The sequence below is a fragment of the Microcoleus sp. FACHB-831 genome (assembly GCF_014695585.1).
Classification (GTDB): Bacteria; Cyanobacteriota; Cyanobacteriia; order Cyanobacteriales; family FACHB-T130; genus FACHB-831.
The window spans coordinates 31,508-43,579 of record NZ_JACJON010000067.1; the positions used below are offsets into that span (position 1 = coordinate 31,508).

At 45.0% G+C, this 12,072-nt stretch carries 12 protein-coding genes; 6 read left to right on the forward strand and 6 right to left on the reverse strand.

What is annotated here, in order from left to right:
- Positions 1-11 precede the first annotated feature (11 nt).
- Positions 12-464 (forward strand): type II 3-dehydroquinate dehydratase, encoded by a 453-nt coding sequence (gene aroQ, locus H6F77_RS18910; protein WP_190490101.1) that lies wholly within the window; start codon positions 12-14, stop codon positions 462-464.
- A gap of 5 nt (positions 465-469) precedes the next feature.
- Here the strand turns inward: aroQ and H6F77_RS18915 are convergent, their stop codons facing one another.
- The 3 genes from H6F77_RS18915 to H6F77_RS18925 all read right to left on the reverse strand — a co-directional run bounded on the left by H6F77_RS18915 (position 470) and on the right by H6F77_RS18925 (position 3,810).
- Positions 470-1,828: a mechanosensitive ion channel family protein gene (locus tag H6F77_RS18915; protein WP_190490102.1), complete on the reverse strand. Its 1,359-nt coding sequence runs from the start codon at positions 1,826-1,828 to the stop codon at positions 470-472.
- Between the two features lie 459 nt (positions 1,829-2,287).
- Positions 2,288-2,584 carry a hypothetical protein gene (locus tag H6F77_RS18920; RefSeq protein ID WP_190490103.1) on the reverse strand — a complete coding sequence of 99 codons (297 nt, stop codon included), beginning with the start codon at positions 2,582-2,584 and terminating at the stop codon, positions 2,288-2,290.
- A 209-nt stretch (positions 2,585-2,793) separates the two neighbouring features.
- Complete coding sequence (locus tag H6F77_RS18925; protein WP_190490104.1) at positions 2,794-3,810, reverse strand: SDR family oxidoreductase; 1,017 nt, start codon at positions 3,808-3,810, stop codon at positions 2,794-2,796.
- A 447-nt stretch (positions 3,811-4,257) separates the two neighbouring features.
- Between H6F77_RS18925 and H6F77_RS18930 the strand changes: the two genes are divergently transcribed.
- The 3 genes from H6F77_RS18930 to H6F77_RS18940 all read left to right on the forward strand — a co-directional run bounded on the left by H6F77_RS18930 (position 4,258) and on the right by H6F77_RS18940 (position 7,251).
- A complete protein-coding gene (locus H6F77_RS18930) occupies positions 4,258-5,514 on the forward strand; it encodes an FtsX-like permease family protein (RefSeq protein WP_190490105.1) in 1,257 nt (418 codons plus the stop codon).
- A gap of 206 nt (positions 5,515-5,720) precedes the next feature.
- The gene (locus H6F77_RS18935; RefSeq protein WP_199321432.1) at positions 5,721-6,404 is read left to right on the forward strand and encodes an ABC transporter ATP-binding protein; all 684 of its coding nucleotides are present in this window, start codon (positions 5,721-5,723) and stop codon (positions 6,402-6,404) included.
- A 259-nt stretch (positions 6,405-6,663) separates the two neighbouring features.
- Positions 6,664-7,251 (forward strand): Uma2 family endonuclease, encoded by a 588-nt coding sequence (locus H6F77_RS18940; protein WP_190490107.1) that lies wholly within the window; start codon positions 6,664-6,666, stop codon positions 7,249-7,251.
- 196 nt (positions 7,252-7,447) lie between these two features.
- Here H6F77_RS18940 and dnaK read toward each other — a convergent pair whose 3' ends face one another.
- From dnaK to H6F77_RS18955, 3 genes are all read right to left on the reverse strand, one after another.
- Positions 7,448-9,304, reverse strand: a complete 1,857-nt coding sequence (gene dnaK, locus H6F77_RS18945; RefSeq protein WP_190490108.1) for a molecular chaperone DnaK — start codon at positions 9,302-9,304, stop codon at positions 7,448-7,450.
- A gap of 184 nt (positions 9,305-9,488) precedes the next feature.
- Positions 9,489-9,782, reverse strand: coding sequence for a hypothetical protein (locus H6F77_RS18950; RefSeq protein ID WP_190490109.1), 294 nt, complete (start codon positions 9,780-9,782; stop codon positions 9,489-9,491).
- Between the two features lie 204 nt (positions 9,783-9,986).
- Complete coding sequence (locus H6F77_RS18955; protein ID WP_190490110.1) at positions 9,987-10,292, reverse strand: hypothetical protein; 306 nt, start codon at positions 10,290-10,292, stop codon at positions 9,987-9,989.
- 544 nt (positions 10,293-10,836) lie between these two features.
- Here H6F77_RS18955 and H6F77_RS18960 point away from each other — a divergent pair.
- Together H6F77_RS18960 and H6F77_RS18965 are read left to right on the forward strand one after the other, a co-directional pair.
- Positions 10,837-11,151: a putative quinol monooxygenase gene (locus H6F77_RS18960; protein ID WP_242022321.1), complete on the forward strand. Its 315-nt coding sequence runs from the start codon at positions 10,837-10,839 to the stop codon at positions 11,149-11,151.
- Positions 11,152-11,328: 177 nt separating this feature from the next.
- Positions 11,329-11,967 (forward strand): hypothetical protein, encoded by a 639-nt coding sequence (locus tag H6F77_RS18965; protein ID WP_190490112.1) that lies wholly within the window; start codon positions 11,329-11,331, stop codon positions 11,965-11,967.
- The last annotated feature ends 105 nt before the right edge of the window (positions 11,968-12,072 follow it).

Sequence of the window (12,072 nt, forward strand, 5' to 3'; positions counted from 1 at the left end):
ATAGTAAAACTTTGCTTCAGCTAAGTATTTTGGTACTGCACGGGCCAAACATTAACCTGCTGGGAAAACGAGAACCAGGGGTGTATGGCACGGTGACTTTGGATGAAATTAATCGCCTGTTAGTAGAGGAAGCTCAAAAGCTACAGGCGAAGGTTTATCCCTTACAGTCGAACCATGAAGGCGTCTTAGTCGATGCAATACATGATGCTGCGGGCAAGCACCAGGGAATTTTGATAAATGCTGGGGCGTATACTCATACGAGCGTGGCTATAAGAGATGCGATCGCGGCTGTTAACATTCCCACTGTAGAAGTGCATCTGAGCAACATTTATCGCCGCGAAGAATTTAGACATCATTCCTATATTGCACCAATTGCGATAGGTCAAATCAGCGGTTTTGGCGCGGATAGTTACACTCTGGGATTGCAAGCGTTAATTAACCACCTGAGAAAGTTACAAGGATGAGTGGTTTATAGTTGTGATTTGCCATTTCCGGCTCTTACTTGGGAATTGCGATTAATTTGACCGTCGCTGTTAGGTGAGTTACCAAACATAACCGTATAAATCTCGGTAGGTATCTCAATTCCAGCTTGTTGCAAAGCTTCTTTAATCGCCTGATTGGCCAGCGATGTGGTCTTCATAAATTGCAAACGCTGGGAATTTACCCAAAAGCGCACTTCCAGGGTGACATTGCCAGTAGCCAGTTCCCGTACGAGGACTTCTGGTACTGGTTGTTCTTGGACGCCTTTAACCTTGACGACCGCATCGAGGATGATCTGTTGTGCGGTGGAAATGTCCGCAGCATAGGCAATACCAACGCTGACGGAACTGCGCCTATAAGGGAATGCGGTGTTATTTATGATGCTGGCTTGGAAGACATCTTGATTGGGGATGTAAACCTTGCGACCGTCGTATGTATTAATTGTTGTCGCCCGCAGTTGAATTTGGGTAATTGTGCCTTCGTATTCTTTGATTACAACTTGATCGCCCAGGCGGAAGGGTCGGGCAGCAAGTAAAATCATCCCAGAGATGTAGTTACTAAAAACATCTTTGAAACCAAAGCCGATAGCTACGCTGGTTAGCCCCAGCGCTCCCAACAAGGCTCCAAAGTCAAGTCCTAAGACTCCCAGCGCGACGACAGAACCAATCACCCAGACTCCGCCATAACCCAGTCGCGCCATGAGGATTTCGGTGCTGCGATCGCCTTCTGTTTGATGCGCCCATCGCAAGGCGACGTAACCGACGCCCTTGGCGAAGCTCCAAGTGAGAAAAATCACAACAATCGCCCCTAAAATTGAGGGCAACCTGCTGATGGTGTCCTCCACCAAATCGCTCACAGTAAGGTATAGCCGCTGTCCAACATCAAGGGCTAGAGACGGTTTGTTAAAAGCTCTATTTAATTGATCTGCCCACTTCTGGGCTAAAACTTCAACAGACATACCGAAGTCGCGGGCGTCCTGTTGGGTGACAGTCATCAAAACTCGATTATTTAGTTGTAGAGTGGCAATTTTGCGGGTATTGTCAAGTTTTACAGTAACTTCGCCTAAAGATTCAGGTTGCTCAATTAGGCTGGCAATGCGTCGATTGATGATTTGCGATCGCTCTAATGCACCAATTCCCGACAAGCTACCCACTTGAAATACTGGGCGTCCTCTGACGATAATATCGGCAAAATATTGTTCTTCTGAAGCAACTCTCAGCCGTGCTGTGTTCGGCTTTGGTTCGCTTAATGTATTCGGCTGCTGTGTAAACCCAGCGTTGGCGGTAGTGAATAAAATGCCGCTGATTACTAAACTGCCGAACCAATGTATTGCGTGCCGAGGTTTCATTTCTATTCCGAGGAACGATCCACCTTAGAATAAACCTACTAGCTGGTGTATGAGTTCTGGCTGTAGATAGGGAATTTTCTTCTGAATTTGTATAACAGAAGATTGGCGCGATCGCGCCAATCTATTTTTACCCCTATCGAGAGAAGTAATTTTCCGCCGCGTTAAGTATAGGGGCTTTTAATAATTTTTTTCACCACTTTACACTTAAATCTTAAATTAATATCTCTAAATAAATTTTTTCGTGATTAAGCAAGAGCAACAGTTTAATGTTTAAGCGGCAATTGGTAGTAGGTAGTAATTAAGGTGGGCATTGGCCGAACCATAAATGGTCAAAAGCCCTAAAACGCATAGCTTGTCTTTTTTTGGCATGACAGCCTACGTTCCTTCGCTCTGACTGAAAAGGCCTTTTATTTGCTGATTAGCCTGATTCTACCTATTACCAATTAGCCATTACCAAGCCTATTTTTCTTCTACATACATTGGAGGCTCTATTGCAAAATTATTAATCTGTCCAGCCTCATCAATGACATAGCCATCCGTAGTGTGAAGATCGGTCTCTTCTTCTTGGGCTTGGAAAGCCTCAAGTTGCTTTACGTTTTGGTCTACATCAACATTAGAGGGAATCAGCTCATCTGGGGCATTGACTCCAATTGTTTGTGCCAGTTGAACTCCAAAATGATTGTTTCCTGGCGCACCTCGTCCGGGTTCGGCTTCTCTGGGATCTTCTGGCAAAACTTGGTTTTCTTCGTTGGGCATAAAATTTAAGCTCCTTTTTCTTATGTAATGAAGGTAGCCCAGTTAGTATCGAACTTTGCTCTTTCTGCGGGATTAAATTGCTACTAGGGACAGGAAGAAATTTAGGAGAAAGGCAAGCATTTTTATTGGGTTGCAGCGATGGGGCGGGCAAACCCAACCGCTGCTTACTTAGAAAAGAGGCTTCTTAGACACTAAGGAATTGCAATTGCTTAAACATCTTTCCCTGGAAGTAGCGCACCCAAGAGGGATGCAGCTCCCAAAACCGCAGCAGCGATCGCGCCCCACTTGAACGGCGGATTCTTATCGAACCAGTCACTGATGGCTGGTATCTCCAAGTTGTTAAAATCTCCCTGAACTCTGTCGTAACCTTCGATAGGCTCGAACACATTGTTGGGCGCGTCTTCTGATTTCGGCTCGTCGGTGTGCTGTCCTGCGAAGCCGACAAGCATCAAAATACTATCTGCCAACGCTGGCGAAATCCGCTGTACTATATCGATAGCCTTGCCGACATCCCCGACAATAAAATCTCTCGTCGGGTTCTCGGCGACGTAGAGAATGGCGTCGGCGACAAGGCTCGGATCGTAGTAGGGTGGTACTCCAGTTGGCTTCACGCCTATCTTGGTGCGAACTTTATTGTAGTATGGCGTGTTAATCACCGAAGGCATTATGTTAGTGACGCTGATGGGCCATCCTTCATGTTGAAGTTCAAGGCGTAAGGCGTCGAGCATACCCTCAACGCCGTGCTTTGACGCAGAATAAGGGCTTTGGTAGGGTACTGAGCGTCTAGCTTCAACTGAGGAGATGTGGATCAGCGCCCCGCGTCCCTCACGCTTAAGATGGGGCAGTGCAGCCATTGCACCGTAAGCCTGTCCTGTTAGGTTAACGTCGATGACGCGCCTAAATTCTTCTGGGGTTATTTTGTCGAAGGTGGCGATTACTCCTGTAGCGGCGGCGTGTACCCAGGTATCGAGTCGCCCGTAAACTTCAACGGCTTTATCTGCGATCGCTTGTACTTGTTCAAAATTACTTACGTCCGCAATTACTGCGATCGCGTCGCCGCCAGCGCTGCGAATCTCGTTCACCAATGACTCTAGCGCCGACTGAGTGCGAGCGGCTACTACCACTTTCGCCCCCCGCGAAGCAAACTGCTTCGCCGTCTCCCGCCCGATTCCGCTGGATGCGCCAACGACGGCGACGACTTGCTGATTAATTGGCTTCAGTTGCATTGCTGCTGCTCCTTAAAGTACAGATGAAAAACTCTTGTGTTAACACCGCCACCCTCTTCCCTTAATGGCAAGAAGGGTACGGGAGGGGTTTTTAGATTTTGCCAGCTAGAATGTTAAGTTCTATTAACTAAATTAACAATCTTTAGCATTGTTCCATCAGTCTCAGGGTTGACAAATGCCTTTAGATGCGTATTTCTGGGGGTTCGGCTCGAATGCCCGCGCATAGTAAGAAAATGCCAGCGATCGCATCACACGGTATCGCAGGTTAGATGTGCAGGAGTCCTAAACTTTGGCAAAATTTGTAACAGCGCAATAAATTAATGAAAAATAAGCCATTTGAAACAAAAACACGTCATTCTGAACTGAGGCATAGGGGAGTTAAGAATCTCCGGTATGCTCTTTCAGGGCTGCGTAAATCCTGTTAATCCCATATAAAAAACCGATTTCATGGCTTCTATTGCCCGCAAGAATTTATTCGAGGATATTCCCCGCTTCCTGGTAGCTCAAGCGGGTATTATGTTTGCTGTCAGCTTGGTTACTATTCAGACTGGTATTTTGAACGGATTTAGTCGTTCCACCAGTCTATTAATTGATAACTCTGAAGCCGACATCTGGGTGTCATCAGCCGATATGGTTCACTTTGAGCTAACATTACCATTCCCGGTGCAGCGAGCCATCGAAGCTCAACGGGTAGAAGGCGTAGCGGGAGTAGAAGTGCTAATAGTCCAAGCAGCTATGTGGCGCGACCCGCAAGGTAAGATTGCACCTGTGAGGATAATTGGATTCAATCCAGCGGGACAATTATTTACACCAGGTAAGGTAATTAAAGGCAATTTGAGCGATTTGCAGCAGCCTTACACCGTGATGGTGGATAAATCTAACTTAAGTACGCTCAACGTACAAAAGATTGGTGATGTGGCTCAAGTTGGCTCGTTTCAGGGAGGCTTAGTTGCCCTCAACCAAGGCACGACATCCATTACATCAAGTACGTTTTTGTTTACTTCCTTGGAAAATGCCAATGCTTATGCAAATTCCCGTCTGACTTCTAGTTTGCAATGCAAGGTGCAAACGGGAGGAGATATACAGTGTACTAGCGCAACTGCAACTTTCCGCCCAACTGCTGAACCTTTACAGCCGTCTGCGCCTCCGCCGCAGAAGTTAACTCCAACGGATCTAATTACTTATGTGTTGGTGCAAGCAAAGTCTGGTGAAGATTTACAGCAACTAAAGCAGAAGTTAGAGACCGCCTTGCCAGGAACCCGCGCTTTTACTAAAGCTGAGATGTCTGAACAAACTCGGGCTTACTGGCTTAATAGAACCGGAGTTGGGTTTGTGCTGGGTTTGGGTGCGGCTGTGGGCGTTATTGTGGGTATGGTGATTGTCGGCCAGATCCTCTACGCTTCTGTCTCTGACCACCTTAAGGAGTTTGGAACACTCAAAGCAATGGGGGCGTCGGATTGGGTAATATACCGCGTGATTGTCGAGCAGTCGCTATGGATGGCGGTTCTCGGCTATGTTCCCAGTATGGCCCTGTGCTTGGGGTTGGGAGCTTGGACGTTTGCAACTAAGGGGATTTTGATTTTAATCACCCCCGGAACCGCCGCCGCAGTTTTGGGAGTCACGCTGGTAATGTGCGTTGGTTCTGCTATCTTTGCTATTCAACGGGTTACGAGGGTAGATCCAGCGATCGTGTTTAAGGCTTAGGTTAAGATTTATTAAAGTGTTGTAAATAATTACTAAGTTTTTAAACGACCTGATACACTAAACGCGGCGCTTCCAGCACAAAGCAGCAGGCAAAGAAACCGACTTTTGAAGAAGTTCTACTAGGAAATGTAATGGCTCTTTCTCAAAGCAACCGTATTGAATTTGCCAGCGTCCGGAGTCGGGCTGATTATAGTTATACAAGTCCGATGAATGGGAGGAATAGAGCGATCGCTGCGCTAGGCGTAAAGATGGTATATGAGTCTGGGGCAGGTAATTTCCAAGCGCTTAGAGGGATTGACTTGGAAATTCAGAGGGGTGATATTCAATTATTGATGGGGCCTTCTGGATCTGGCAAGACTACATTGCTATCAATTTTAGCGGGAATTCTAACGCCAACTGCTGGAAGCGTGTATTTACTGGGTGAAGAGATTACGAGTATGTCACGCAGTAAGTTAGCAAAGTTTCGATTAGAAAATATTGGCTTTATTTTTCAAGGATTTAACTTATTTCCGGCGCTGAGTGCAGCTGAAAATGTGGAAGTGGTGCTGAATATGAAGGGAATTCGGGGACGCGCCGCACGACATGAAGCACAGATTTTGTTAGAACAAGTTGGGTTGGGAAGTAAGGGAAAGAATTTACCGCGAGATTTGTCTGGCGGACAAAAACAACGAGTAGCGATCGCGCGTGCTTTAGCAGGAAGCCCTCAATTAATTATGGCAGATGAGCCGACTGCTGCATTAGATTCGCAATCGGGGCACGCGGTAATTGAGTTACTACGAAATTTAGCCAAAGAAGGCGGATGTACGGTGCTGATGGTAACGCACGACGCTCGAATTATGGATGTAGCCGATAAAATTTTGCACCTTGAAGATGGTGCATTGAAGAGATAAAGGATAGCGAAACTTATCTCGGCATTAGGCAGTTAGTAGCCCATCTATGCGTACTTCCTAGATTCAGCTTAGGAACGACTTAAGCCCCGTGAGCGTAATTAAACACAATTTGTTGTCTAGAAAACCTTAGTTTTAACCATGCTAGGTTTTGTTATGACTTGAAGGCACGTTATGCTTCCAAATCAGGTTCGCCTTGATGCCTTCATGTGGGGAATCAGGGATAGACTAGAAATTATTTAGAAGCTGATTGGACAAATTTATGGACGCGGCTACAATTACATTACCTCCTACTATCGAATTGAAAATCGACTTGACTCAAGAGCAATTTTTCCAGCTTTGTCAGGACAACCGCGATTATAGATTTGAGCGCACAGCGTCAGGAGAACTAATAATCATGCCACCTACAGGTAGCGAAACCGGGAATCGTAATATCGATTTATCGTATCAATTACAAGGCTGGAGCCGACACAACAATCTAGGGCTTGCTTTTGATTCTTCAAGTGGCTTCACTTTGCCGAATGGTGCGGAACGTTCCCCTGATGCGTCTTGGGTAAGACGAGAGCGTTGGGATGCTTTAACACCTGAAGAACAAAGTAGATTTGCTCCCCTGTGTCCTGATTTTGTAGTGGAGTTACGCTCTCGTACTGATTCGCTGGAAAAACTGCGGACGAAAATGCAAGAGTACATCAATAATGGTACTAAACTGGGTTGGTTGATAGATCGGAAAAACCAGCGAGTAGAAATTTATCGCCCCAATCAAGATGCCGAAATTATACCCAATCCTGCTAGTTTATCAGGTGAAGATGTGCTGCCTGGATTTCTGTTGGATTTAGCGTCAATTATGTAGTTAGGTTTAAGAGCGATCGCGTTTAATCTTTTTGTAAAGGGCGAAGGGTAATGTATGGTACAGATTTCAACTTGGAAAATATGCGTATCCTCGCCGATAAAATAAAGTTGTTTAGTTAAAAAATATAGATTAAAAGCGATCGCTCTCTACAAAATAAAGCGATCGCTCCTCCTATTAACAAATATTCAGTTAGTAGCTAATTCCCCGTTTTAGGCGCTCCAGTTAAAGCATAGATAGGGCTACCCATTTGCATCAGAACTGGTTGGGTTTTATTGCTCAACAACTTACCACCAAGAGCTAAAACCGCAAGCGAATCGTTTGCAGAGTCGGGCTTTGCTATCGTTTCCCGCAAATTTTTCAGCAATTCTTCAATCCAAATCTTGTCAGCCTCAGACGCCTTCTTACCCAGTTCCGTTAGTTGCCGTTCAGTCTGGACAACTAAAGATGCAGCCATTTTTCTAGCTTCAATTGGTTCGCTTAATTTTATATCTTCTTGGTAATACTTTTCCGCATCCTTCAACATTTGTTCAAGTTCTTTCTGCTCAACAAAGAGGCTATTAATCGTAAGCGATCGCTCTTGTTCCGTGGCTATATCCTTAGCCGAAACCGTTAGAATACCATTAGCATCAATCTCGAAAGTAACTTCGATTTGTGGCACACCCTTTGGAGCCGGAAAAATCCCGTTGAGGCGGAGAGTACCTAAGCTCTTATTGTCCTTTGCAAACAACCGCTCCCCTTGCAAAACGTGGATTTCTATACTCGTCTGCCCATCAGTTGCAGTAGAGAAAATTTCAGATTTTTTGGTAGGGATAATGCTATGGCGGGGAATCATAGTCGTCATAGCGCCATCTAAAGTTTCGATGCCTAATGACAGGTAAGTGTAATCCCACGAAACACAACAAAAGCTCGTCCAGCCATCACCCAGAACACTAGCTTGGATAGCTGCGCCGACTGATCCAACTTCGTCGGGATTAATGCTTTGATAGGGTTCTTTTCCTGTCAGCGATCGCACGAATTCTTTCACAGCCGGAATACGGGTGGAACCACCAACCAGTACGACTTCATCAATCGCGCTTTTGTCTATTCTTGCATCCCGAATTGCGTTTTCTATTTGGATGCGACAGCGTTCTATCAACTCCGAACACATTTTCTCAAATTGAGTTACAGTGAGGGTTGTGTCTATGTGCTTTGGGCCATCCTGAGTTGCAGTAATGAAGGGGAGGTTAATCTCTGCTTGGGTAACGCTGGAAAGCTCAATTTTTGCTTTTTCCGCAGCTTCAGTTAGCCGCTGCAAAGCTTGCTTATCATTCCGCAAATCAATGCCTTCAATGCGCTGGAATTCAGCAGCAAGCCAATCTACAATCTTTTTGTCGAAATCGTTGCCACCAAGGTAAGGTTCGCTGCTTGTAGCCAAGACTTCAAATACACCATCGCCAACGTCCAAGATGGTGACATCCAAAGTGCTACCACCAAGATCGAATACGAGAATGGTTTCGTTGCTTCTTCTTTCTAGTTCGTAGACGAGACAGGCAGCAGTTGGTTGGTTAATGATGCGGAGGACTTCCAAACCCGCCAGTTTGCCAGCATCTTTGGTGGCTTGTCGCTGGGAGTCGTTAAAGTAAGGAGGAACGGTAAGCACCACTTGGGTAACTTCTTCTCCCAAATATTTGTTGGCAGTGTCGGCAAGTTTACGCAGAATTTGGGCAGTAATTTCTTCTGGGGTAAATTCTTGGTCTAATATGGGACAGTTGAGTTTAACTCCTCCGTTGCTATCGGGCAAAACTTGGTACGAAACTTGTTCGGCTGCGTCGATAACTTCATCATATTTGCGCCCGATGAAGCGTTTAACTGAGTGGAAAGTGTTGTCAGGATTCATCAGTGCTTGGCGTTTAGCAATTTGACCAACCAAGCGATCGCCATTCCTCCCATAAGCCACAACACAAGGAGTTATGCTATATCCTTCAGCGTTAGCAATGACGGCAGGAGTTCTGTCTTTCATCACTGCAACACAGGCATTTGTCGCGCCTAAATCAATACCTATTACTTGAGCCACTGTATTCGCCTTTTGCAAATTTGGGTTTTAGGAAAAACCAACAAAATTAGTTTTGTCAATCTTGGCTTTTACCCTCTACCTTTGCCAGTGCGGGTGGCATCCCTATAACCGATCGGTTATCCCTAAGTGTTGTATTATTTTATAAATCTTTATACTTTGGCGGTAATCAGCCCGCAAAGCTATCTCAACTTTCGGCTTGGTGAACCAGCATTCCTCGCAGGCGTTTCACTTCAGCCAAAAGCAAGTCAACATCTGTCTCCGCTCCCAGATCTTTATCCATGTTGCTGGCATAAAGTTCCTGGAAATACTGAACTTTTTCTTTAGGAACCCGCTGAATATATATAACCTTGCTATTATTAGGAGAACGATCGTCTGGTTCTATGTGAGTAGAACCGCCGCTAGAGCCAACGGCTGCACCTTTAACTTCTTTTCTTCTCTCGTTCCGCTGACGGATAGCTTCTAAATGTTCATCTGTCATTTCTTCACCGATAAATATATTTAGACATGCGCTCGTATGTCCAATATCACAATATCAAAGGCTAAAACCCTTGTTCATCAATCAATAGTTTGAAGTTTAAGGCGACGAATTAACCCCATCACAATAAATGAGATTAGGGTTTTCGGTTGTTTTTGGATATAGCTTTTAAAACTTTAAATGGCGCAAGAAAGCGCAAAGATAGGGTTAACAAGGGCGCCCATTACCGCGCAGGTGTTGATAGTTGTACAAGGCGTAGGTGTTAAACATAGCTCCTACTAGGCTACAGGTGAAGCCAATAACTAGGCTTCCTTGTAGGGGACACCCACTACCGAAGACTGCGAGGAACTGCATAATCTGCGTTGCGGCAATTTGCGCGATCGCTTCTATGACGGGAATGTAAGTTAGTAGCGACAGGCTTGCCAACAAAGCGGCTATTAACACCATAGGGGCTGAAAAGCTCAGCAGGCTTGTCAGCAGTAGGGAACGGAGAAAGGTAGGAAAGAAAATCATGAGCAGGGCTGCACTAGAGAGAGGACTAAGAAAGGTCTGTGACAACAATCCTTGACAACTTCTACAATAGGCGCGATCGCTCCTCGTGGGTAAATATGTCAGAAATCTTAAAACAACATTAAGAATCTTGGTTAAAGTCCGTAACTATATCTCAGATTATTTTGCCCTTTTTAGAGCAGGGATTACTCAGATTTTACTGTTACCGTCCACATATAGCGCTTTTTTATTATATGCCTGCTATATATAGCGTTTAAAAATTTAAACTAGCCAACGCTAGGAAAGTTTACAGTTTCGAGGAAAATTCATTTTACTCAACTTTGTTACTGAATGGATATTAAGAGTAGTTACAACAATGTTGCAATAAAGGCAATACACGGGTATATGACGCTGCTCGAAGCAAAGCAGTAACAAACCGTTGGGCGCGATGATACTGCAACAGCACTCATCGAGTTCCTTGGGGATATTGCAGCGAACTAGCCATGCATTCAGCAAATGATATTTACGGAACAGGTTTTGCTGCCATCAAAATAGATAACGATGAGTTATGGATAAAAAGGCAATGTCTGAAACAACAGTTCGAGTTGTGGCTCGTGTTGTGGCACTTCCCGACAAAGTAGAACAAGTAAAATCCATTTTGCTCCACATAATTGAGCCGACGCGCCAAGAGCAAGGTTGTATCAGCTACGAACTTTTGCAGAATCAACAAGAGCCGAGGGATTTTACATTTGTTGAGGAGTGGGAGAATGATGCGTTATTACAGGTGCATCTTGCGTCAGCGCATATCCATGAGGCTGGTAAAAAACTCAACGGTTTAGTAGTAGGTGAACCAGACATTCGCATTTATCGGTTAATAAAATAAGCTGCGTTAAAAATACTTTTTTTCCGGATGACTTAGTACAAACTCTGTATCGGCTGGTAGCACCTTGAACAAAGACAGCCAAACCAACCTCACACGCCGATTTGACGCATAGCCATGTTGGGTGTGGGCTTTGGTGGGGTGGGCTAACCACATCTGTAAGGGAGAGCTGCCAAGGGTATGGACACGATATTTCAACTGCTGTTGAGCGAACTACAGCAGTCTACTCGTGTGAAAAAGCAGAACTGCCGGGACGTAGCAGAGCGTTTAGCTACAGAAGTTATGGAAATCTGCACTGGAAGCGATCGCATAATCGCTTCCGGTGAGATGGAAACTTGGGCAACTTTGCTAGCTCAGCATCGTTTACAGCAATGTTTGCGCTATTACAAATTGGGTTCTTGCCAAGGTCGGGTGCAATTAAATAACACTTTAGGCGGGCTTGTTTCTGTTTATTTCACTATCTGGCTAAGGCACTTGAGCGAACAAGCTCAACTAACAAGGCTCGAAGATTTTTTGCAGGGATTTTATATGGAGGCGTTAAACACCTTCCGGCAAGAAGCGCATTTGAGCAAAACCTATCATCCCCAAACTTTATTAGAACTAGCAGAATACATGAGCTTTACAGAGCGCTACGCCAAGCGCCGCATTCCTTTATTCAACGAACTTTTAGGGAATATATCACCCCAAGATATATCATCGCTTGAGACTCCAATGCCTGATTTTTGGATATTTAATCATCCAGAATTTGCCGAATATCATCAGCGCAGGCAAATATTGATCGTCCTGCGGGCGCAAACTTTTTTGCGAGAAGAAACTTAGCTCATAACATCTTAGATAAGTGAATTATTGTACCCAAGTGCCATAAGAATTTAGCGTAGTTAACAGGCATTTTTCAGTCGGAAACAAACTAAGAGGAAAATGGCA